Below are 21,640 nucleotides of genomic sequence, written 5' to 3'. Positions count from 1 at the left end.
ACCGCTTTCATCATAAGTCGGCTCAACACTGACGCCATGTCCTCGCGGCACTCCGTCCGTGACCAAATACTCAGCGCAGAGAAGGCGACGTTGAGTTGAGCGCTCCGAACCGGTCGGTTCAGGCAATCAGCCGTGTCCGATAGGCCTCAAGCCGCGCCAGTCGATCCTGCAGATACGTGCGATATTGGATCAGAAGATCATCTGGACTGGCGAACTCGCCAAGCACCCTTTCCGTCTCTGCCATCGCCTGATCGATGGTGAGGCAGCCCGAACCGTCGCCTGTCATCTGATCGGTCAAGTAGCGCTCGACCTCCAATCGAGTAGGTTCGGGGAGAACCGAGCGCGCTTCGAAATAGATCAACCGGAGCCCGAACCAGCGCAGTCGCTCGTCCTCCATGCCCTGGACGATCGCGAGGCGGTCCTCCCATCGCGCATCGTGGAACGCGGCAATGCGTGCCTCATCAGCAGGACCGGGAAAGCCGCTATAGATGCGCTCTTCGAGGTGCGGAGATAATGCGTAGGGCTCGCGCGCAGCCATGTAAGCAGCCACAAGCCGCGCGCACAGACCAGTGTCCGCCTTCATGAGACAGGCCCGGTCTCCGGTGGCGCCCATCGAACCGCCATCCAGCATATGCTCGGGAGCGTCGTAGAACGCCGTCAGCGTGGGCGCGGCATTGATCCTGAAGCGACGAATCGGACTTGGCTTCTGCGTCAGATGAACTTGCAGTTCGAGATCGCTCATCGCGGCAAGCCGGCCCATGTCTTCGTTGAGACTCAAGCAAAGCCGGCCATTGGCCTGATCGGGATCCCTGCCGATGCAGACGACCGACGTATGATAAGCTTGGCCGCCGAAAAACTCGGTCAACACGAAGCCGTCTTCGACCTCAATGAAATCCGCGACGGTCGCTTTGTTCGAGAAGCGCACGAAGCGCTGCCACAACTCCGGAGACCTTCGATAGACCAATCGGCTCAGTTCGAGCGTCGCAAGCACATCGGACATCGCGTCGTGTGCCCGAGCATGTGCGACGCCATTTGCCGCCGCCAACTGTTGCAAGCGAAATGTCCGCCGCCCTTCTTCGCTGACCGGCACAACTAGTTGCGCAGGCGACACGGCATCGGCGGCCATCACCAGACTGAGCGCATCGGCGCGGCAGTTTCGATGATTACTTGTCAGATATGCCGGATATAGGCACTGGAAGAGGGCGTGGCGCAGCATCTCCTCGTCGAAGCGGATGGAGTTGAAGCCGACGAAAACCGCAGGGCTCCAGGAAATCAAGGTCCGGCGAATATCTCCTACCATGGTGTAGTGCGACGGCAGGCTGGAATCAGTCAACGACTCGATCGGCAATCCGTTCGTCCGAAGCGCCGAAGGATGGGGAAGCACATGTGGCTGAAGGCGCGAGCGCGTCTCGAACCGAGCCACCTCGTTCAGGTTTTCATCGGTGCGAACAGCGGCGAAGTGGAGAATCTGATCGAAGCCACGCTTAAGCCCCGTCGTCTCGGTGTCGAAAAAGACGAAGCTCATGGGTGTGCTACCAACGAGTCAACCGGAAACGCATCGCCGCCGGGCTTACCCTAAACCGGCGCGCGAGACCCTCAATCGCTGCCTCGTCCTCGAGATCCACACCACCGCCTTCCAAGACGGCGGCTAAGAGGTCGCCGGGGATCAACAGCTCTGAGGCGAAGGCGTTGGCTTCGATCTCTATCGGTTCGGTTCCGAGCGCTGAGATATCATCTCGGAAGAGAACGCGTATCCCCTTGTCGACGTGAACGGCTTGTCTGATGTCTTCGTCGTGCAGCACATGATGGGCGAGTTCATGGGCGGCGGAAAAACGCTGGCGGTTGGGATGATGTAGCGCATTGACGCCGATGATGCCGATGCCGTCCTTGATATAGGCCATGCCCGAAAGATCCTCCTCCAGCGGTGCGTACTGAAGGACGATCTTGCGCGATTTAATGATGCGTTCGACAGGGACGGGCGGCGCTGAAACGCCGAACTCCCGAAGGATCGAGCGCGCAGCTTCGCGCGCTCGACCTGGATCAGCGTCCCTCACGATCCGACCTTAGAGCCGCGGCGTGGCGCGAGCGCGCTGCTGATCAAATCAGCGACCTGGGCGCCCGCGTTCTCGGACAGCGACTCCTTCGAAAGCTTCTCATTGACCAGCGTCATCTTCAATTCCTCCCCGATGGACTTATGCGGCATTGGCGGCAGCAGGTCGGCGACCTTCGCGAAATCAAGCGCGGTGGCGAGGGCATAGACATGGTGCAGCAATATGTTCTGCCGGCCGCTCTCGATGTTGGCGATCGACGCGCGAGACATCTTAACTTTGCTCGCCAACTGGGCCTGGGTCAGCGAAAGAGCCTTGCGCCGCGTCGAGACCGCGTTGCCGAACGCTATATAGACCGGATTGCCCGCCATCGCCGATGTTTGCGCTGCTTCGGGCATAATGTCAATCCCGCAAACATTATGTGCTTATTACAAACTTACTAGTGTGATCATTACTTGACATATTGGCCAATCTCAGGAATCCATATCCCGCCGGAGAGCGCGACGCTCACCGACGAGGCGAAGGAACCGAGATGTCGAAGCGCATTCATGTCGTGCCGCACGAATCAGGTTGGGCAACCCGACGTGAGGGGGCGTTGCGGGTGGGGTCCACCCATCACACCCAAGCCGAGGCGACGGAGGCGGCGCGTAGCACTGCGCTTCGCGAGCACGGCGAAGTCGTCATCCACCGTCCCGATGGCCGCATTCGCGACGCCAACTCCTACGGAAACGATCCCTTCCCGCCGAAAGGATAACCCAACGGATCGCTCACCAGGGCGATCCGGTCGGATCGGCGCGCGGAGGTCATTCAAAGAAGAGGACCAATATCGATGTCGAATTTTCCGTCCCTGCGCCGCGATGATCGGCCTGATGATCCCTTTGCCGACCCGCTGGACGCGGTACTCGCCGAGCTTGCCATCAATATTCAGCTTCCGCCCGGCCTGCATGCCAAGGCGGTCGAGCGATATGAGGCGGTCCGACGCTACATCGAACGACCCGGTAGTCCGCTCGAAGGCAGGGTCGCCTGCTTCTATCCCCAGGGCTCCATGGCAATCGACGCAACCACGTCGACCCGCGGCACGGACGACGAGTACGATCTCGATATCGTCGCCGAGATCGAAGGCCCCGACCTCGGTCCCGAGGCGCTGCTGGATGACCTGGAAGCCGCACTCGAGAGCTACCCGGTAAGCAAGGTCGTGCGCCAAACTCGGTGCATCACGCTCTACTACGCCGACGGCATGCATCTTGACATTACGCCGTCGCGGCGGCGGGCGCCGAAGGAGAAGGAAGGCGAGATCCCGCATGCGAAGAAGGGGACTCGCAGCGACCCGGCGCGCTATGTGCCGATGAACTCATATGCCTTCGGGAAGTGGTATTGCGCCCGAACGCCTACCGAGGAGCGGTTCGCGCTGGCGCTGAATCGTCAGCTGTACGAACAGGCCGGAATCGCCTTCGCCGCAGCGGACGTCGAGGACGTTCCGCCGCAAACGCCGCTCATCATCAAGAGCGTGACGACGGTCGCGCTGCAGCTAATCAAGCGGCACCGCAACATCGCCTACGCGACCGAGACGGGCCGGATCCCGCCATCGGTGATGTTGTCGTGCCATGCCGGCCATGCCGCCCGTCCGGGCATGAGGCTTGCGGAAATGCTGATCCGGCAGGCGCGCTGGACGGCCCGCGCGATCGACGACGCCGCGAAGCGCGGCCAGCTCCTGGTCGTGCCCAACCCCGAATTTCCGGTCGAGCGTTTCACCGACCGTTGGCCAGAATCTCAGCTGCAACAGACAACCTATTCTCGCCACCTGCACACCCTCGCTAACGGGCTCGAAGCCGCCCGCACCGGCGACGTGCAGCTGGAGGACTTGCAGGAGTGGTTGCGCGGGCAGTTCGGGGACCGGGTCGTCACGCGTTCTGTCAAAGCTTTCAACCAGCGGCTCGGGCGCCAAGTTCAATCACGGCAGCATGGTTATACGCGCTCCGGCGGCCTGTTCGTTCCCGCCGCGCCGGCGATCATCGGCGCGGCGACCAGCCTGGCGCCAGTCGCGGCTCGCGCACACACCAACATGGGAGAGCGCCGATAAGTGGTGATGACGGTCGACGCCCAGATCACTGACATGGCTTCCTTGTGGCCGAACTTGAAACTCATCGGCCGCCACGGCGCAATCGCGGCGTGGCAGGGCCCTCTCCGGCCTTTGCTTCAGACGTTTCAGGTCGAGATCACTTATCGAGCGCCGCTGGTGATCGAACGGCTCGACGTGCGCATTCTCCAGCCACGCGTCAAAGTCTTGTCACCGCCGTTACGGCACCGTCCGGGCGACCCGGAGGGTAGGCTCCCTCACGTGTACTACGGTTCGGATGGCGAAGTGACGCTATGCATGCTCGATCCCGATTCCGACGATTGGTCGCCGTTCGACAGCCTCTCGCAGACAACTGTGCCCTGGGTGATCGAGTGGCTTGCCGCTTACGAGGGCTGGCGCGCAACGGGTCAATGGACAGCGAGCGGCCGCCACGTCGTAGCAGGTGGCGTCGGTGTCTAAGAGCAGCATTCCGCAAAAGGTCCAATCGGCGCTGTGGGCGCGGGCTGCTGGCCGCTGCCAATATCGTGGATGCAATACTGATTTGGTCGGCGACCTGGTGGCCGGGCGGCAAGACGGGATCTTCGGCTTCATCGCACACATCGTGGCTGACGTCGAAGGCGGCCCGCGCGGCGATCCGATCCGGTCGACTCAGCTCGCGCGTAGTCTGGAAAATCTAATGTTGATGTGCGCCCGACATCACAAGCTGATCGATCTTGACGCCGTCGCCGATCATCCGGAATCTGTTCTGCTAACTATGAAAGCCGAGCACGAGGGCCGGATCGCGATCGTTGCCGGCATCGACGAAGACCGGGCATCTCACGTCATCAGGTTTGGGGCGAGCATTTGTGACAACGAGGCGCTTGTATCGACGCAGGCGATCTTTTCGGCGATGCCGCCCGACCGCCACCCAGCCAGCGGCCAGAGGTTGGATCTTGAAATGGTAGGCTGTGCGTTTCGAGACAACGAGCCTGCCTATTGGACGGTCCAGCGCGAGAACCTGAGACGCCAGTTCGAAGCGAAGGTGCGAGGCCGCGTAGAGCGACAGGAGATTAGGCATCTAAGCGTATTCGCACTCGCACCGCAGCCGCTGCTGATCGAGCTTGGCCGGCTGCTCTGCGATATCGTTCCGGCCGTCGTTCATCAAAGGCATCGCGAACCCGCGAGTTGGCGATGGGCGTCCGATGGCCCCCCGATCACATTCCAGGTCACCGAACCGGATATCGGGCTGTCAGGCTCGGTCGCGCTAAAGCTCGGTGTCAGCGCTACCGTGACCGACGCGCGACTCCAGGCGGTTCTCGGCGACGAAGCCGCGATCTGGTCGCTCTGCGCGGATCAACCTCACAACGACGTCTTGCGGCGAGCTGACGATCAGGCCGCATTTCGGCGCGAACTCCGACGGCTCTACGACCGCATCAAGGCTCGGCATGGCGAGGGAACGCTGCTGCATGTTTTTCCCGCGCTTCCCGCCTCCCTGGCGGTCGAGGTCGGCCGCGTCTGGATGCCCAAATCGGATCTTTCCCTCCGGCTCTACGACAACAATCGATCGCACGGGTTCATACGGACCTTCGATATTCCCTAAACCCGATGCGACAAGCGCGCGGACATCTTCCTGTCCGCAATCCTCCTCGCCGCTGCGATTACCTGGTGGATCAATTAAGTCCGGACCCAAGCCCTCTCTCGTAGAGGCATGTATCCGAACGGGAGAAGCCTATTTTTTCAGGAGGCCACCAAGCCACTTTTGAAGGCTGTCACCGTTCATCAATTCGAGACGCGTCGGCAGAAAGGGAGTTATGAACGGATCAGATATTAGCCTTGGCGGAAAGTCCGACGTTGTAGTCAGGATTCCCTTAGAGGCATTCTGCTCCCCGCTGAGTACGCCCAGCAATGCACGAATGTCATCATATGAAACCTCGTTCCTCGGCTTATACGCCTTCACCGATCCTATGATCTTGATGCAACCAACCCCCTTCGAACAGCTATGACATCCCGTCCGTGATCCCCTGAGCGTGGCGTTAATGTCACCTCGTCGAACCCCGCTTTATCGAAGGCACCAGCGACGATCTCTTCCCAACGCGTCGCAGAAAGTGAATACGCTTGGCTCCAATCCGATTGCAGGCTTGCTACAATTTCATACCAAACCGCTGAGTTTGCCTTTATTAGAAATCCCTCTGCCGTTTTACGATCTGCCAGGACGATCTTGTGATCTGGTGTAATGATTCCCGCTACTCGCAACTCCGCTTGCTTATTCCCCTCGGAAAACCGCCGAGCGATAAACGACTCGAACACTGACGGAAGCCTGTCTTCGTAGATCAAGTCAGTAATTTTGATCTTCTCTGGTGGAATTTCCAGATTCCTAAAATCCACTAGTCGTGTGAACTCTAAAAGAATCGGAAACGCTAATTTCTGCGCAATAGGAAACAGCTTAACGGGCATGTAGAATATCAGTTGCTGCGCTAGGCGAACCCTTACCTCTTCCATCTGCTGCAAAGTAAGCATGGCACGCGCTCTTTACTACAACTGCGCATAGGTTAGCAGTCAGCCGGCTGTCGGGCCTTAACAGCCGGAATAGCCAAATCGCAGTTTCGAATACCGACTCCGTGATCAGCGCCTGCTAAGTTTGACAGATCACGTATCCATGTGCGTTCATTTCGGTACACGCCGAGAAGAATGACATCAACAGCCAATAGAGCTGAACGAAGTATGGGTCTGGCGCTTGGCCGGCTGCGACTTCCTTTAGCGCCTCTTCAACAGCACCGCGGCTCAGCGAAGAGGTCACGATGAAGACCCGACGAATTGCATCCGGCGCAAGCCGCACTTGAGCGAATTCGTTCATTAGCTCGTCGGCATCGCCTCGGACAATCCTCTTGATCCGGGTTTTGACTCCGCTACCGCTTACATACTTGTTGTTCCAACCACGAATTTTCGCTTCCATCGATTCCGGCGGAAGGCTCATACGCTGCAAGTTCTTAATTGCTTGGCTCACGGAGATATGGAACGGCCCAGCACCGAGCGATAGTGGACCATGCTTTGCGTGATAAAAGGTAATTCTAGGCGGGCTGCTGGAGTTGTTTAGCCCAATATAGTCCGCCCATTCGTCGCCAAGATCGTCGCACACAAGCACATCGTCCCCGTCCGCAACACTCGCTTCGATCACACCGAAAGTGGAGTCAGCATCAAAGGTGGCCTTTCGCGTCGAAAAGTTACCCTTTTCATCAGTCACTCCGTCTAGGAGCGGATCAGAGCGCAAATGGCGCAACAGGGCTGCGCCACCATCTACAAAGCCTTCGTCGCGGAACAAGGTCCCGTCGATGTAAGCTAAAGAGAGGGCGTCGAACAGCAATATGAACTTATCCTCGCGATCGATGTAGCGTCGGAGCGAGATCCGATTTGGATCGTGACCGAGAGCATACTCTGTACTTTCGACCTCGATGCCGGCAGTGATCGGCAATTGCAAGTCACGCAATGCTACGCGAGCTTGGTTGATTGCAATTGCTCCAACCGAATCAGCACCGTCGAAGATATCCATCCTCTTTCCGTCGCCGCTGACCCTAAACGCACGATCGAGCTCATTTAACGCTGCATCGATTTCATGCTTGGAGAGTTGAGTGAGTCTACCGCTATCTTCATGTACAAGTCTGATTTCGCGATCGACATGGATCGCATCAACAAATCCCGCAACGTCGACGGCAAAACTTGTTGGACGCGCGGTGCCGCCAATACTCGCCAAATCGATAGCGCGGGCTAAGGTACGGAGAAAGCTGGCAGGTGCAGCTCTTCCACCTACCAGCTCGTCAATTACAGATTTCGCGTACTCCACAAGTGCGAGGTGATCGACCCGATCAGACCGCTGCCCTATCCTGCCGGTGCTAGGAGTTGTAGAATAGTGGTCAGTTCCCGACCGGACCGCGTACGCCTGGGGCACATACCGGTTTGCGCCAGCAGGCCCGACAACATTTTGTAGGTCATCGGCTTCGAACGTTTTACTCCTCATCACGTGCTTGGAGACCGACATGTTTCGAAGCCGAATCTTTTCGAACACCGCTCCCTGCCGTGCGACCGCACGATCCACGCGTTCGGCTGATACTCGACCGAGATAGCGGGTGAAAAATCCTGCCGGAAGATCGAGCTTGGATTTAAGAATCGCGAGATGATCGCGATATTCGATCAAAAGAATAAATCCGCAGATTCGTTCTCGGATTCCTGCGTCTTCGGTTAAGAATGAAGGCGAGCGGTCATAGAGGAAGGAGATCGCAGACCAACGCGCGCGCCCAGCTTGGACGCGCCGATGGTAGAATATGTTTTGGGAGGCCGAGGGCTGGCTTGCCCGAACTTGGCGAAAAAGGTCATCCAATGCGGCATTGCTCATCTGCCGCTTAAGAATGTGAAAATTTGCTGTTTTTGCAACGCGAAGAGAGTCGATCATCCATCCCCCGTCGCGTTTCCGCGCGGAAGTACGCCATGTCAATTAAGACGGACCTTCAATATGATCAACTTAAGCGCGAATGCCTCCACGATGCAAATGGAAAGAACATGCCCCCCGCAAAGAAGAGTTAGAAGGCTACTCGATGTCGCGCAGCTCTAGACGGCCTGCTCAATAGCAACGTTAGCCACAAAGTGTCGGCTTATCGACACGTATCCGGTTGATGGGCGTTGAAGGCTATGATCTCTTGACTACGGGGCGACGGCATGCGGAGCGTGCTTGAGGTGCTATGCGACGACAACCCAGTGATCGTTCGATAAAGATTCTGTTCGCTTCTTCGGGGGGCCTATGCGCTTTCCCGGGATGTACAACGCAGCTCGTTCAGCCTCAATCTCGCGCATTACTGGGCGAACTCTGCCACATTCGTGCGGCCTCTCCCGGGGGGCCGAGATTCGATCCCGCGCAATCCGAAGAGTCGCGCAACGACGCAGACAACTTGATCATCCTATGTCCAACGCATCATCGTTTGGTCGATCAGGATCCGACCACTTACACAGCGGATTCGTTGCTTCTCATGAAACGGCGCCATGAGAGCCGCGTCGCAGCATTTCTCAGCTCGGTTGCTGTCGAGCTTACTGACAAGCAGGCTACCGACCTCTCGCGACAGGTGGAGGACGAATCAGTCGACTTCGCAGTTGTCGTCGCGTTGCGGAAGGAATTGGCTGCGCTTAAGCATTATTTTCCTGAGCTGGTACCGATTTCGTCGACATCGGATTCGACCCGCACGTACCTTCGCGGAACGATTCCAACAAGACGCGGCGGCTCGTATCGAGTTGTTGCCACTCTCCTTCATTCGATGGGAAATCTCGATGCCGCACATGCGACATCGGACCTCATCCACAAATGGAAGCCGCGATTTGTACTTGTGAATGGAATTGCTGGTGGAATCTCTAGAAAGGATCAGGGCTTCGGCGATATCGTGGCCTCGAACTCCATTTTCTATTATGAGCTCTCGAAGGTTCGACCCAATCATCAGGAGCATCGAGCTCGGCAATTTCAGGCGGACCCCATCCTCGTGGATGGAATACTGAACTTGACCGACTCAACGTGGCGCGCACATTTGCCTTCAAGGCCCGATGGGAAAAGCGCGAGCGCCATCGAGCCGAGAATTCATGTCGGACCAATTGCCTCTGGAGAGAAGGTGATTGCTTCAAGCGAGGCTGCCCAAGAGCTTCGGTCGTTGCAACGCGATCTCATCGCAATTGAGATGGAGAGTGCAGGAGTCGCTTCTGCGGCATTCAGCGCTGTCAAGAAGGTGGGATTCTTGACGATCCGAGCCATCTGCGACTTCGCCGACGGCAAAAAGAATGACATGTGGCAAGAGTACGCAGCGTATTCCGCGGCTTCGTGCTTGCGAAGCTTCATTGAGTCGCGCCCAGTTTCCCTCTCGGAGGGGGCGTGGCCGAAGTCCGTTGCTTCGGTAGCGGCAACGAAGTCGCGTATTTCGATAGCTCAACGTAAGAAATTGTTCGATGAGCTGTGTACGGCGTTCGATATGGAAGAGTTTAAGAACCTTTGCTTTCTCCTGGGCGTGGACATTGACGAAATTCCCGGCGACCGCAAATCGGCCCGGGTCAGAGAGCTAATTTTACTGTTCGAGCGGCGCGATACGTTGCACGTATTGGAGGAAGCCGTCGATGAAAGGACACGTTAACGGAAAACCTGAGCATTCAGGCTGATGCTTTCGGCGGTGTCCGTAAGCCGTCGATACGCACTGAAATGCATGTCACGGACAGATCGGGCATTGAAACAAGGACTCCAATCGAAGCGGCCAGGACCGAGCGTGAACTCTCGTGACTATCACGAACAATCACCCACTACATGCCCCAGTCTCCGCCTCCTACAGCTCGATCAGAATCTAAAATAACAGCAAACTCAAATAGATAATAGACGCCGCAGGCTCATGCACAACCATCCGTCCGGCGACCCGACGCCGTCGCAGGCCGACATCCAGATGACGAAAGCCATCGTCGACATCGCCAAGCCACTCGGGATCGCCGTGCATGATCACATCATCGTCGGCAAGAACGGGCATACCAGCTTCAAGGGCATGCGGCTGATTTAAGGATTGCACTCAACAAGCCCCCGCTGTCGTCCCGGCCTAGTGCGCAATTGCGCACGGGGGCCGGGACCCATAACCACGGGGTTGCGTTGTCGAAGCACGCTGTGGCTCCAGCTTTGCAAGCCAATTTGCTTTCGTGGTTGGGTCCCGGGTCGCGCTGCGCTTGCCCGGGACGACATCGAGATTGTGGCAGAGAGTCATACGACCGCATTCTCGCGACATCTCTTGCCGAGCCTTGCATCTCGTTCCGCCCGCGTCATACGAACCAAGCGTAACTGCCGCTAAACTAGCCCATGCAACGTTTCCCGCGCGGCGGCGTTTGTTGCAGATTGATCTGACGGCCTGTCAGGGGCCTTGGGGGACCGATGTCCGATTTCGTCATTGAGGAAGGGCTGCCCTACCCGCTGGGCGCCCACTGGAGCGGCCACGGCACCAATTTCGCGGTGTTTTCCGCCAACGCCACCAAGGTCGAGGTCTGCCTGTTCGACGGCGAGCGCGAGACGCATCGCTTCGAGCTGCCCGAATATACCGACCAGGTGTTTCACGGCTTCATCAACGGCGTGCAGCCGGGGACGTTCTACGGCTACCGCGTTTACGGCCCCTACCAGCCGGACGGCGGCCACCGCTTCAATCCGAACAAGCTGCTGCTCGATCCCTACGCCTGCGCCCATGCCGGCAGCCTGACCTGGAATCCGGCGGTTTTCGGCTACAAGATGGAGAGCGGCGACGACCTCACCTTCGACGAGCGCGACAGCGCGCCGTTCATGCCGAAATGCGTGGTGGTCGATCCCAATTTCGACTGGGTCCAGGAGGCGCAGCGGCAGGACGTGCATTGGGACGAGACCGTGGTCTACGAGACCCACGTCAAGGGGTTTACCAAACAGCACCCGGGCATCGACGAACATTTGCGCGGCACCTATGCCGGCTTCGGCTCGAACGCCGCGATCGACCATCTCAAGGCGCTCGGCATCACCTCGATCGAGCTGCTGCCGGTGCATTCCTTCATCAACGACAGCAACCTGCTCGACAAGCGCCTCACCAATTACTGGGGCTACAACACCATCGGCTTCTTCGCGCCGGATCCGCGCTACGCCGCCGACGTGCCGAACAGCCTGCGCGAATTCAAGGAGATGGTGTCGCGGCTGCATGGCGCCGGCCTCGAAGTCATCCTCGATGTCGTCTACAACCACACCGCCGAAGGCAATGAGCGCGGCCCGACGCTGTCGTTCAAGGGCATCGACAATGCGAGCTATTACCGGCTGCTGCCCGACAAGCGGCGCTACTACATCAACGACACCGGCACCGGCAACACGGTGAACCTGTCGCATCCGCGGGTGATCCAGATGGTGATGGACAGCCTGCGCTACTGGGCCGGTCACATGCATGTCGACGGCTTCCGCTTCGATCTCGGCACCATTTTGGCGCGCGAGGTCTACGGCTTCGACGAGCAGTCCGGCTTCCTCAAGGCGATGAACCAGGACCCGCTGCTCGCGACCGTCAAGCTGATCGCCGAACCCTGGGATTGCGGCCCCGGCGGCTACCAGGTCGGCGGCTTTCCGGCGGGCTGGGCGGAGTGGAACGACAAATACCGCAACGTTGTGCGCGATTTCTGGCGCGGCGAGGCGGCGCCAGGCAGCCTGGCACCGCGGCTGCTCGGCTCGCACGACGTGTTCAACCGCGAGGGCCGCCGCACCTGGGCCAGCGTCAACTTCATCACCGCCCATGACGGCTTCACGCTGAACGACTGGGCGAGCTACAACAACAAGCACAATGAGGCCAACGGCGAGCACAACAACGACGGCTCGTCGGACAACCACTCCTGGAATTGCGGCGCCGAGGGCCCGACCGCCAATCCGGATATCCGCACTTTGCGCGAACGGCAGAAGCGCAACATGCTGGCGACGCTGCTGGCCTCGCAGGGCACGCCGATGCTGCTCGGCGGCGACGAGTTCGGCCGCACCCAGCGCGGCAACAACAATGCGTACTGCCAGGACAACGATATCTCGTGGTTCGACTGGAATTTTTCCGACGACGCCGGGAAGCTGCTCGCTTTCACCAGGCGGATGATCAAGCTGCGGCGCGACTACCCGATCGTGCGCCGCAGCCGCTTCCTCTCCGGCGATCGCGATCCCCAACTCGAGATCCGCGACGTGGTCTGGATCAGCACGACAGGCGTGGAGATGACGCAGGCCGACTGGAGCACCGGCTGGATCAAATGCTTCGGCGTCGTGCTCGACGGCCGCGCGCGCAAGACCGCGATCGCGCGTGAGGGCGAGGACGACACTGTGCTTGTCATCCTCAACAGCTACGAGGGCGAGGTCGACTTCAAGCTGCCGCGGACGTCAGCCGGACCGCGCTGGTCGTTGCTGCTGGATACCAACGCGCCGGAACAGCCGGCGGGCGCGCAGTTTGCGTTCGACGGCACGTACAGGGCAGTGGGGCGTTCGTTCGTGCTGCTCACGACCGGCGAGGTGAAGTCATCCCCGTAGCCCGTTGGCTCCGCCCGGGCTGCGGTCCGCCTTCTCCTTCCCCCTGAAAGGGGGAAGGTCGGGATGGGGGTCAGCCCCGGGCGACGCTGCAAGCCGAGAGTGCAGATCCCCACCCGCTTAGCTCTGCCGAGCAAAGCGACCTCCCCTTTGCAAGGGGAGGTTAGAGTCCCGCGACCCCGTCGGCCAATTGACATTCGGCCGCGGACTGCCAGACTTCGCGGAAAATTAGGGGTGGAGACCTCTGGATGGCCAATCTTTCGGCCTCAAATCACGTCGCCCGTGTTTTGTCGGCCGCCAACCAGGCGGCCGGCGTCGACACCGAGACGCGGATCGCCGCGTCCTGGCGGCGCTGCCTGGTCAATCACAACCTCGATCCGGCCCGGCGCGGGCCGCCGCAGACCCTGACCGAGGCGGAGATCCGGCACATCGCCGGGCCGATGGAGGATTTGATCCAGGTCGCGATCCCCGAGCTCGAGGACCTCGCCCGCGTGCTCCACGACTCCGGCTACTGCGTCAATCTCGCCGATCCCAACGCCACCATGCTGGTGAGCCGGCTGCCCGGGGGCGACTACGCGCGCATGTTCCTGGAGTGGAAGATCTACACCGGCTCGAACTTCGCCGAGACGTTCGAGGGCACCAACGGGCTCGGCACCGCGCTCGCCGAGCAGCGGCCGATCCTGGTGCATGGCGACGAGCATTTCCGCGAGCAGTGGCACATGTTCACCTGCGCGGTGTCGCCGCTGTTCGATCATGCCGGGCGGCTCGCCGGTGCCGTCAACATCACCTCGTGCCGCAGCGACCTCGGCCGCAGCGCGCATGAACTGGCGCTCGCCGTCACCACGGAGGCGACGCGGCGGATCGAGCAGTCGTTCTTCCGCCGGCGCTACCGCGCCTCCTGGATCGCGATGCTGCCCGGCGACGGGCACGGCATGCTGGCCTATGACGACGACCGCCGTGTGGTCGGCGCCTGCCGCACCGCGCGCGCGGCGTTCGGCCTGACCGATGCGACGATCGAGGACGGCATCGACCTGTCGCATCTCATCCAACTCGACGATCGCGCGACACGCGCCGCGGAGGAGCCGGTTGCGCTGCGCCGCGCCGACGGCACGCCGTGGGGCCGCGCCCATCTGGCGCCGCCGGTGCGGACGCGATCGCCGCGTCCACCATCCACGCCGCCGCGCGAAAAGCCGGCCGGACAGTTTTCCGGCCTGCACCGGCTGGCGGGCCGCGATCCCGTGCTGATCAAGGGCGTGAAGCGGCTGATGACGGTCGGCAATCTCGATTTGCCGATCCTGCTGCATGGCGAGACCGGCGCCGGCAAGGACGTGTTCGCGCGCGCCATCCATGCCGCCAGCAACCGCGCCGGCCGCAACTATGTCGCGCTGAACTGCGCGGCGATGCCGGAGAGCCTGATCGATGCCGAGCTGTTCGGCTACGAGGCCGGCGCCTTCACCGGCGCGCGGCGCGAGGGATCGAAGGGGCTGATCGTGCAGGCCTCTGGCGGTACGCTGTTCCTCGACGAGATCGGCGACATGCCGCTTTCGCTGCAAACCCGGCTGCTGCGCGTACTGGAAAACCGCGAGGTCTGGCCGCTCGGCGCGCTGAAGCCCGTCGCCGTCGACATCCGTCTGATCAGCGCCACGCACCGTGATCTGGCGCGGATGGCGGAGGACGGCAGCTTCCGCTCCGATCTGTATTACCGGCTGCGCGGCATGGAGATCCGCCTGCCCGCGTTGCGCGAGCGCGCCGACCGCAAGGATGTCATCGCGCAGATCGCCGACGAGGAAGCGCCGCACTGCCGCATCGCAGCCGACGCGTGGGCGCAGCTGATGGCCTATCCGTTCCCCGGCAACATGCGCCAGCTTCGCCACGTGCTGCGGCTCGCCGGCGCCACCGCGGAGGACGGCGTCATCACCGAGGCGGATCTCGATCTGCCGCCGTTCAGCGCACGCGGCGCGGAGGCCGATCACGCGGCTAGCGAGCGCGCCGCGATCGTCGATGCATTGCGCGCCAATGACGGAAGAGTGACGGACGCGGCCAAGGCGCTCGGGCTCAGCCGCGCGACGTTGTACCGGAAGATCAAGGCGTTAGGGATCGCGCTGGACAGCTAGATCAGGACGCCCCCGCTGTTCCGGCCTTGCGGGAAAGGTGATATCCTACGGCTTTCGCCTTCAACGCCACGGAGCGGGTCCCATGACACGGTTTCCCCTCGCTGTGGTCGTTGGCCTCATTGCCGCGACCATTTCGCAGCCTGCCGCCTCGGATTCTACTGAGCAACGATTGGGCAAAGTCCATTTCGTGACATCCTGCAAGCCCGAAGCGCAGGAGCTGTTCGATCGCGCCATGCTGTATCAGCATTCCTTCTGGTACAGCGCGTCGCGGCGCACCTTCGAGGAAGTGCTGGAGGCCGACCCGCAATGCGCCATCGCCTATTGGGGCATCGCGCTCAGCTATCTCTACAATCCGCACGCGCCGCCGCCGCCGGAAAACCTTCCGCTCGGCCTTGAAGCTGCGAAAAAAGGCCAGGCGCTGAATGCCGGCACCCCGCGCGAACGGGAATACATCGATGCGATCGCGGCGATGTATGTCGACTACGACAAGGTCGATCACCGCACCCGCGTGCAGCGATTCCTCGCCGCCGAAGAGCAGGTCGCGACGCACTATGCCGACGATGACGAGGCGCAGATCGCCTATGCGATCACGCTCAACGTCGCGGCGTCCCCGGCCGACAAGACCTACGCCAACCAGCTGAAGGGCGCGGCGCTGCTCGAACCGATCTTCAAGCGCCAGCCCGAGCACCCCGGCATCGCCCACTATCTGATCCATCTCTACGACTACCCGGCGCTCGCGGAGAAGGGCCTCCCCGCGGCGATGCGTTATGCCAAGATCGCCGAGCACGCGCCGCATGCCCAGCACATGCCGTCGCACATCTTCACGCGCGTCGGCTACTGGAAGGAGTCGATCGCCTCGAACAAGGAATCCGCGCGCATCGCCAAGCAAGACGGCGAGCAGCAGGACCAGGCGCACGCGATGGACTATCTGGTCTATGCCTATCTCCAGCTCGGCCAGGACAAGGAGGCGCGCGCGGTGATCGACGAGCTCGGCAAGCTTCAGTTCAAGCTCGACCGGTTCGCAGGCCCCTTCGCGGTGGCGGCAAGCCAGGCCCGCTATGTCTTCGAACGCGGCGACTGGAAGGGTGCCGCCGCGCTTCAAGTGCATCCCACCAAATACGCCTATGCGGATGCCATCACCTATTTCGCCCGCGCGGTCGGCGCCGCGCGCTCCGGTGACCCCGCCGCCGCCAAAGCCGATGTCGCCAAGCTGATCGAGCTGCGCGACAAGTTGAAGGACGCCAAGGACGCCTACTGGTCCAACATCGTCGACATCCAGCAGCAGATCGCGAGCGCCTGGGTGCTGTACGCGGAAGGCAAGTACGACGAGGCGCTCAGCGCGATGAATGCCGCCGCGGAGGCGGAAGACAAGACCGAGAAGCATCCCGTCACGCCGGGACCGCTGGCGCCGGCGCGCGAGCTCTACGCGGCGATGCTGCTCGATCGCGGCATGGCCAGGGAGGCGCTCGCCGCCTATGAAGCCGTGCTCAAGAAGGAGCCCAACCGGCTGGCGACCTATCTCGGCATGATCAAGAGCGCCAAGGCGGCCGGCGATCAGGCCAAGATCCGGGAATGCGCCGATCAGATTGCCCGGCTCACCGCGGATGCCGATCTGTCGCGGCCGGAGCTGATCGAATTGCGCCAGACGACCGGAAGCAAGCTGTGATGCCACGGGCGACATGGCGCAACGGTGGAGCGGCGCTGCTCGGCGCCGTTGCGCTATCGCTTTGCCATACCCTGCCGCTTGGCGCGATGGAGATCCTCGGCCAGGCCGGCGTGCTCGGCGAATGGGAGCTGACCGGACATCTCACCGAAAGCGCGCCGGGCGCGCCGAGGCAGTTCTCCGGACCGCTCAAGATGAAGCATGTGGGCATCTGCGCGCAAGACGGGCCGGACGAACGCGCCGGAGAAATCAAGCTGCAAATCACGGGCGCGGATTCGCAGGTCACCGCCGAGCTGGTGCTGGACGGCGCGGCCTGCACCTACAGCGCGCGCAAGACGCGCAACTACGAGGGCACGCTGTCCTGCGAAGGACGCGCGCCCGTCCCGCTGCTGGTGTGGCTCAAATAGCCGATACCGTCACGCCGCCGGCCGCGCGCGGCGCAGCCATTCGTTCAGATCGATGCGGCCGAGGCGCGCCTCGCCGAGCGGCACCAGCGAGTGCTGCTCGACCCGGCCGCCCCAGTAAAGCGCGTCAGGGTCTTTGACCACCTCGCGCGGGTCACCCTTTGCCTTCAGGTAGCGCGCCACGATCTCGTTGAACGGCGCGCGGTCGGGACCTGCGATCTCGACGATGCCGTTGCGTGGCGGCTCGAGCGCGATATCGGCGACGAGCGCGGATACGTCCTCCGCCGCGATCGGCTGGAACAGGCCGGGCGAGAGCCTGACCGTGTTTCCGACTGCGCCCGCATCGGCGATCGCGCCGACGAATTCCATGAACTGGGTCGCGCGGATGATGGTGTAGGCAATCCCGGACGCCTCGATCAGCTTCTCCTGCGCCACCTTGGCGCGGAAGTAGCCGTTCTCGGGCGTGCGGTCGGTGCCGACGATCGACAGCGCGACATGATGCCTGACGCCGGCCGGCTTCTCCGCCGCCAGCAGGTTGCGGCCGGAGGTCTCGAAGAATTCCATCACCGCCTTGTCTTCGAATGACGGCGAATTGGCGAGGTCGATCACGATGGCCGCGCCGGCCAGCGCCTCCTTCAGCCCCTCGCCGGTGATGGCGTTGATGCCGTTCTTCGGCGAGGCGGCGACGACGTCATGGCCGCGCTGGCGCAGAATGGCAACGGTCTTTGAGCCGATCAGTCCGGTACCGCCGATCACAACGATCTTCATGGTGATACTCCTTGTCGGTGACGAGGTTTCTTGAGACATGCTTGCCGGATTTGCCGGCGGCAATCGTCATTGGTACGCCGATCCGCAGCAACTTCGATGGTTGCCGCGCGCGCGGCCGACCACGGCAGCGGAGAGAAGGATTGGTGAGTCGCGCTCCCTCCTCGGTCGCTCGCTCGCATGCAACCACCTATAGCACGCTACGGCTGTTCTGATGTCGCGGAACCTGCCATCTGATGCGTCATCTGATGCGCACCAGCCGTTGGTGGCTACGCTTGCTGAACCTTCTACCGTCGCGTAAACTAATGCGTGCGTTCCAGCCAGCGTGCTGGGGTACCGAAAGCTTCGGCCGCTGCCGGGATATCACCGCGGGCTCTCTTTCGTGCTGCAACGCAAATGCTGGGCATGACGTTTAGCCCGCTGTGCACTCCTTGATTTGATTTCAGCAAACGCAGGAGGAATCTATGCGGAATTTTATCACCTTTTTCGTTTCCAGCGTGGCAATCGTCGTTGCGGGGTCGACCGCGTTAGCGGGTGAGAAGGTGCTCGAGTTCAAGCTCGTCACCAAGCCTGTCGACGTCAAGGTCATCGAAGCAGCAAACGTCGAAGGGCAGACGGTCGTTTCCGGCAAGTTCTTTGGTGTCGCCGTCTTCAGTGACGGCCATATCGGGGTGAAGGAGTTCGTCCATTCAGGAGACATGCTGAAGGGCTCGGGCTCCTATTACGGTTACAGCACCTACACGTTCGAGGAAGGCGCGATCACGGCGCGTTACACCGGCGCGATCAAGGACGGAAAATCAAACGGCGAATATACGATCCTATCGGGCACGGGTGCCTATGCGAATGCGACGGGCACAGGAACGATCGAAAGCGCGCCGAACCCGTTCAAGGGGGTCAATCTCCTGAACATCAAACTGGTCGTGAGAACGCCGGGGTCATAGCAGCGCAGCGTCCGCGGGACCACAGCAAGGACAGCGACGCCTCACATGAGCGTTGGCCCGGCCAGCTGTCGCACGGCCGGGCCGGGCCCACGACATCAAACGCGGCGCCGCGGTCAGCCGTGTTCAGGCTCTGCCACGGCCGGTTCACCATGACAGTGGCAGCGGTTTGCCCTTTTCAAGCCGGGTCAGACGGGCCGCCAGATTGAACTTGGCGAAGACGTCCAAAAGCTGGTCCTGGCTTTCGCGCAGATGGCCCCAACCTTCGTTGTGGACCGCGACAAGTGCTGCGTCGGGAAAGGCATGCGCAGCTTCCAGCGCATCCTCGCTGCCCATCGTCATATGGAAACGGCCACGGGGCTCCGCGGCGCCCGTGAACAGCACGACGAGCTTGGGCGAAAACCGCCTCGCGACCTCGGCCGTGCCTTCGAACCAAAGCGTATCGCCGGTGACGTAAAGCAGGTCTCCCGGCTGCTCGGCGCCGAGCGCAAATCCAACCACGTCGCCGGCATCGACCCCGATGGGTCCATGGCGGGCCGGCGTGGCGGTCACAAACAATTTCTTACGATCGCTCTCGAGGACGCGGGTCTCGAATGGAGCAAGGCCCAACGCGTTCCCGCCGAGACACTGCGCACCGGAATTCGTCGTGTAAGTTGTGCCGGCGTGCGGAAGAAGCGCGCGGCCGGCATTGTCGAGATTGTCGAAGTGGTGGTCGTGACTGAGCAAGACTGCGTCGAGCTTGCCGATCCGTTCGACTGAAAGGGCCGGCCCATCCGTCTTCCTGTGCCGCACCGGGCTGTAAGCTCCCTGATACTCGCCAGGAGGATCGAAGGTGGGGTCCGTCAGCAGACGAAACCCGTCGTACTCGATGAGCACGGTCGGACCGCCGACCAGGGTCAAGGTGAGATTCGGTGCCGCCATGAACTGCTCCCGCGCAATTGTCAGCCCAAATAACCAGCTCCCCGTCCTGAGCGGAATTCGCTATTCTTTCTCAATGGCTGATCAAAATCGCACAGCGATCGATTGGGAGGATGTCCGGCTATTCGCCGCGCTTGCCCGCCACGGCAGCCTGTCGGGAGCCGCGCGTGCACTCTCGGTAAACCATGCGACCGTCGCCCGCCGCGTGAAGTCGCTGGAGACCACGATCGGCGAACGGCTGGTCGAACGGCGTCCCGACGGTTACGTCCTCACCCGGAGAGGCGCGCGCATGCTCGATGCCGCCAACGATATGGAGGCCGCGGCAGCAAGGCTTGGCCACAGAGGGACGTCGGGCGCGCCGACCGGGCTTGTCCGCATCAACGCGCCCCCGAGCCTCTCACAGAACTTCCTCGTTCATCGCCTCGCCAGACTGTCCAGGCAGCAGCCGGGACTCGACATCGATCTGGCAACCGACTTTCGAACCGTCAGCCTCGAAAGGCGCGAGGCAGACATCGCCCTGCGATTTGGCCGTCCGGAGGACGGCGATGTCATCGCCAGGCGACTCGTGTCGATGGGTTTCGGCTTCTACGCGACCGCCGATTGCCGCCGCAGGATCGACGCCGGCGACGAGCCCGTGTTCGTCGGTTTCGACGAGGCCAATGCCCATCTTCCCGAAGCGCTGTGGTTGTTCCGGAAATTTCCCCATGCGCGCATGTCCTTCCGGACCAGCAACCAGGCCGCGCAGGCCGCGGCCGCACAGGCCGGCGCGGGCATAGCCCTGCTTCCGCATTTCATCGGCCGAGCCAAACGGAAGCTGTGTGCCTGCAAACTCGCGCACGCCCCGCCGCCACGCGAACTTTGGCTCATCACCAGGCGCCGCGACCGAAATGACCCTCTCGTCGGCACCGTTGCCCGGCATCTCGCGGACATCTTCGCCAATGAGTGCGCGCTGTTCGAGGATTAGGCTCGCTGCGGAGCAGCAGGTCTCAGGCAACCGAATTGCCGTCAGGCGAGATGGCCGGCGCGCAGATCATCAAGAGATGCGGGGGAAGGCCTTAAGCGCAAGCCTTACGAGAACTCGTTCCAGCTGACACGCCGCGCGTCGAGGTCGCCGAGCTCGACGGGATCATGGATGTTGCGCACGCTCTGGAAGCCAGAGCGCAGATAGATCAGCGGGTCGACCGTGGTCGCGGCGCGGACGTGCTGGACCTCGCCGATGAAGATCGAATGGGTCTTGGTCTCGAGCTCCTGCGCCAGCACGCAGTCGAACGCCGCGACGGCATCCTCCAGCACCGGGGCGCCGGTGGCGCCGGTGGTCCAGCGCCCAAACGCAAAACGGTCGTCGCCGTTGACGCCCTTCTGTCCAGAGAAGGTCAGCGCCAGCAGCGCGTGGTCCTCGTTCAGGAAGTTGATGACGAAATGGCGCTCCTCGCGGATGCGCTGATGCGCGCTGGCGTTACGGTTAACGCAGACCAGCACCGAGGGCGGATTGTCCGACAGCGAGCAGGCCGAGGTCACGGTCAGGCCGGTGCGCTGCCCGGTCTCGGAGCCGACCGTCACCAGCGCGACGGCGCCCGCGCAATGGCGCATCGCCTGCTTGAAACTCTGTGCGTCGACCGTCATGCCGCAAACCCTGTTTGAGCATGATCCTCCGGATCATGCTTCGGTAAAAACACTTCGTTCAA

The 21,640-nt window shown here is 61.6% G+C and carries 19 protein-coding genes and 1 pseudogene; 12 read left to right on the top strand and 8 right to left on the bottom strand.

Features of this window, described 5'->3' with window-relative positions:
• Positions 1–118 precede the first annotated feature (118 nt).
• From I6F38_RS20080 to I6F38_RS20070, 3 genes are read right to left on the bottom strand one after another with little or no spacing between them, the layout of a single operon-like run.
• A complete protein-coding gene (locus I6F38_RS20080) occupies positions 119–1,525 on the bottom strand; it encodes an exodeoxyribonuclease I (protein WP_011082900.1) in 1,407 nt (468 codons plus the stop codon).
• Between the two features lie 7 nt (positions 1,526–1,532).
• Positions 1,533–2,054, bottom strand: a complete 522-nt coding sequence (locus I6F38_RS20075; RefSeq protein ID WP_011082901.1) for an ImmA/IrrE family metallo-endopeptidase — start codon at positions 2,052–2,054, stop codon at positions 1,533–1,535.
• Complete coding sequence (locus I6F38_RS20070) at positions 2,051–2,446, bottom strand: helix-turn-helix transcriptional regulator (RefSeq protein WP_011082902.1); 396 nt, start codon at positions 2,444–2,446, stop codon at positions 2,051–2,053. The genes I6F38_RS20075 and I6F38_RS20070 overlap by 4 nt, the downstream gene beginning before the upstream one ends.
• Before the next feature lie 134 nt (positions 2,447–2,580).
• On the opposite strand from I6F38_RS20070, the gene I6F38_RS20065 reads away from it, so the two are divergent.
• From I6F38_RS20065 to I6F38_RS20050, 4 genes are all read left to right on the top strand, one after another.
• Positions 2,581–2,802, top strand: a complete 222-nt coding sequence (locus I6F38_RS20065; protein ID WP_011082903.1) for a DUF2188 domain-containing protein — start codon at positions 2,581–2,583, stop codon at positions 2,800–2,802.
• A gap of 75 nt (positions 2,803–2,877) precedes the next feature.
• Positions 2,878–4,128, top strand: coding sequence for a nucleotidyltransferase (locus tag I6F38_RS20060; protein ID WP_011082904.1), 1,251 nt, complete (start codon positions 2,878–2,880; stop codon positions 4,126–4,128).
• 6 nt (positions 4,129–4,134) lie between these two features.
• Positions 4,135–4,584: a hypothetical protein gene (locus I6F38_RS20055; protein WP_202557271.1), complete on the top strand. Its 450-nt coding sequence runs from the start codon at positions 4,135–4,137 to the stop codon at positions 4,582–4,584.
• A complete protein-coding gene (locus tag I6F38_RS20050; RefSeq protein WP_014490283.1) occupies positions 4,577–5,704 on the top strand; it encodes an SAVED domain-containing protein in 1,128 nt (375 codons plus the stop codon). Before I6F38_RS20055 ends, I6F38_RS20050 begins: the two co-directional genes overlap by 8 nt.
• 362 nt (positions 5,705–6,066) lie before the next feature.
• Here the strand turns inward: I6F38_RS20050 and I6F38_RS20045 are convergent, their stop codons facing one another.
• Together I6F38_RS20045 and I6F38_RS20040 are read right to left on the bottom strand one after the other, a co-directional pair.
• Positions 6,067–6,621: a restriction endonuclease gene (locus I6F38_RS20045; protein WP_011082907.1), complete on the bottom strand. Its 555-nt coding sequence runs from the start codon at positions 6,619–6,621 to the stop codon at positions 6,067–6,069.
• 115 nt (positions 6,622–6,736) lie between these two features.
• Complete coding sequence (locus tag I6F38_RS20040; protein ID WP_011082908.1) at positions 6,737–8,548, bottom strand: hypothetical protein; 1,812 nt, start codon at positions 8,546–8,548, stop codon at positions 6,737–6,739.
• A 571-nt stretch (positions 8,549–9,119) separates the two neighbouring features.
• Here I6F38_RS20040 and I6F38_RS20035 point away from each other — a divergent pair.
• The 6 genes and pseudogenes from I6F38_RS20035 to I6F38_RS20010 all read left to right on the top strand — a co-directional run bounded on the left by I6F38_RS20035 (position 9,120) and on the right by I6F38_RS20010 (position 17,337).
• Entirely contained in the window at positions 9,120–10,259 is a 1,140-nt protein-coding gene (locus I6F38_RS20035) for a 5'-methylthioadenosine/S-adenosylhomocysteine nucleosidase (RefSeq protein WP_223153803.1), read from the top strand.
• Positions 10,260–10,505: 246 nt separating this feature from the next.
• Positions 10,506–10,670: pseudogene (locus I6F38_RS20030) on the top strand (JAB domain-containing protein); the annotation flags it as partial.
• A 362-nt stretch (positions 10,671–11,032) separates the two neighbouring features.
• Complete coding sequence (glgX, locus tag I6F38_RS20025; RefSeq protein ID WP_225161541.1) at positions 11,033–13,156, top strand: glycogen debranching protein GlgX; 2,124 nt, start codon at positions 11,033–11,035, stop codon at positions 13,154–13,156.
• 245 nt (positions 13,157–13,401) lie between these two features.
• Positions 13,402–15,267: a sigma-54-dependent Fis family transcriptional regulator gene (locus I6F38_RS20020; protein WP_225161540.1), complete on the top strand. Its 1,866-nt coding sequence runs from the start codon at positions 13,402–13,404 to the stop codon at positions 15,265–15,267.
• 82 nt (positions 15,268–15,349) lie between these two features.
• Complete coding sequence (locus I6F38_RS20015) at positions 15,350–16,933, top strand: hypothetical protein (RefSeq protein ID WP_225161539.1); 1,584 nt, start codon at positions 15,350–15,352, stop codon at positions 16,931–16,933.
• Entirely contained in the window at positions 16,933–17,337 is a 405-nt protein-coding gene (locus I6F38_RS20010; protein ID WP_225161538.1) for a hypothetical protein, read from the top strand. Before I6F38_RS20015 ends, I6F38_RS20010 begins: the two co-directional genes overlap by 1 nt.
• A 9-nt stretch (positions 17,338–17,346) precedes the next feature.
• Here the strand turns inward: I6F38_RS20010 and I6F38_RS20005 are convergent, their stop codons facing one another.
• Positions 17,347–18,102: an SDR family oxidoreductase gene (locus tag I6F38_RS20005; protein ID WP_225161537.1), complete on the bottom strand. Its 756-nt coding sequence runs from the start codon at positions 18,100–18,102 to the stop codon at positions 17,347–17,349.
• Positions 18,103–18,563: 461 nt separating this feature from the next.
• Here I6F38_RS20005 and I6F38_RS20000 point away from each other — a divergent pair, with 461 nt between their 5' ends.
• The gene (locus I6F38_RS20000; RefSeq protein ID WP_137481292.1) at positions 18,564–19,040 is read left to right on the top strand and encodes a hypothetical protein; all 477 of its coding nucleotides are present in this window, start codon (positions 18,564–18,566) and stop codon (positions 19,038–19,040) included.
• A 144-nt stretch (positions 19,041–19,184) separates the two neighbouring features.
• Here the strand turns inward: I6F38_RS20000 and I6F38_RS19995 are convergent, their stop codons facing one another.
• Positions 19,185–19,958, bottom strand: a complete 774-nt coding sequence (locus tag I6F38_RS19995; RefSeq protein ID WP_225161536.1) for an MBL fold metallo-hydrolase — start codon at positions 19,956–19,958, stop codon at positions 19,185–19,187.
• Between I6F38_RS19995 and I6F38_RS19990 the strand changes: the two genes are divergently transcribed.
• Positions 19,957–20,919 carry a LysR family transcriptional regulator gene (locus I6F38_RS19990; RefSeq protein WP_225161535.1) on the top strand — a complete coding sequence of 321 codons (963 nt, stop codon included), beginning with the start codon at positions 19,957–19,959 and terminating at the stop codon, positions 20,917–20,919. The two genes, I6F38_RS19995 and I6F38_RS19990, sit on opposite strands and share 2 nt — an antisense overlap.
• Before the next feature lie 104 nt (positions 20,920–21,023).
• Here the strand turns inward: I6F38_RS19990 and I6F38_RS19985 are convergent, their stop codons facing one another.
• Positions 21,024–21,578 (bottom strand): flavin reductase family protein, encoded by a 555-nt coding sequence (locus I6F38_RS19985; protein WP_016847112.1) that lies wholly within the window; start codon positions 21,576–21,578, stop codon positions 21,024–21,026.
• Positions 21,579–21,640 lie beyond the last annotated feature (62 nt).

Source organism: Bradyrhizobium sp. BRP56 (assembly GCF_020194035.1).
Taxonomy (GTDB): Bacteria; Pseudomonadota; Alphaproteobacteria; order Rhizobiales; family Xanthobacteraceae; genus Bradyrhizobium; species Bradyrhizobium australafricanum.
This window is presented reverse-complemented; position numbering and strand designations above follow the sequence as displayed.

What these genes read in the sequence shown, in the direction of transcription:
- I6F38_RS20080 (WP_011082900.1), bottom strand. Translation starts at nt 1,525, where the DNA reads ATGAGCTTCGTCTTTTTCGACACCGAGACGACGGGGCTTAAGCGTGGC.
- I6F38_RS20070 (WP_011082902.1), bottom strand. Translation starts at nt 2,446, where the DNA reads ATGCCCGAAGCAGCGCAAACATCGGCGATGGCGGGCAATCCGGTCTAT.
- I6F38_RS20065 (WP_011082903.1), top strand. Translation starts at nt 2,581, where the DNA reads ATGTCGAAGCGCATTCATGTCGTGCCGCACGAATCAGGTTGGGCAACC.
- I6F38_RS20060 (WP_011082904.1), top strand. Translation starts at nt 2,878, where the DNA reads ATGTCGAATTTTCCGTCCCTGCGCCGCGATGATCGGCCTGATGATCCC.
- I6F38_RS20055 (WP_202557271.1), top strand. Translation starts at nt 4,135, where the DNA reads ATGACGGTCGACGCCCAGATCACTGACATGGCTTCCTTGTGGCCGAAC.
- I6F38_RS20045 (WP_011082907.1), bottom strand. Translation starts at nt 6,621, where the DNA reads ATGCTTACTTTGCAGCAGATGGAAGAGGTAAGGGTTCGCCTAGCGCAG.
- I6F38_RS20040 (WP_011082908.1), bottom strand. Translation starts at nt 8,548, where the DNA reads ATGATCGACTCTCTTCGCGTTGCAAAAACAGCAAATTTTCACATTCTT.
- I6F38_RS20035 (WP_223153803.1), top strand. Translation starts at nt 9,120, where the DNA reads ATGAAACGGCGCCATGAGAGCCGCGTCGCAGCATTTCTCAGCTCGGTT.
- glgX (WP_225161541.1), top strand. Translation starts at nt 11,033, where the DNA reads ATGTCCGATTTCGTCATTGAGGAAGGGCTGCCCTACCCGCTGGGCGCC.
- I6F38_RS20020 (WP_225161540.1), top strand. Translation starts at nt 13,402, where the DNA reads ATGGCCAATCTTTCGGCCTCAAATCACGTCGCCCGTGTTTTGTCGGCC.
- I6F38_RS20015 (WP_225161539.1), top strand. Translation starts at nt 15,350, where the DNA reads ATGACACGGTTTCCCCTCGCTGTGGTCGTTGGCCTCATTGCCGCGACC.
- I6F38_RS20010 (WP_225161538.1), top strand. Translation starts at nt 16,933, where the DNA reads ATGCCACGGGCGACATGGCGCAACGGTGGAGCGGCGCTGCTCGGCGCC.
- I6F38_RS20005 (WP_225161537.1), bottom strand. Translation starts at nt 18,102, where the DNA reads ATGAAGATCGTTGTGATCGGCGGTACCGGACTGATCGGCTCAAAGACC.
- I6F38_RS20000 (WP_137481292.1), top strand. Translation starts at nt 18,564, where the DNA reads ATGCGGAATTTTATCACCTTTTTCGTTTCCAGCGTGGCAATCGTCGTT.
- I6F38_RS19990 (WP_225161535.1), top strand. Translation starts at nt 19,957, where the DNA reads ATGAACTGCTCCCGCGCAATTGTCAGCCCAAATAACCAGCTCCCCGTC.
- I6F38_RS19995 (WP_225161536.1), bottom strand. Translation starts at nt 19,958, where the DNA reads ATGGCGGCACCGAATCTCACCTTGACCCTGGTCGGCGGTCCGACCGTG.
- I6F38_RS19985 (WP_016847112.1), bottom strand. Translation starts at nt 21,578, where the DNA reads ATGACGGTCGACGCACAGAGTTTCAAGCAGGCGATGCGCCATTGCGCG.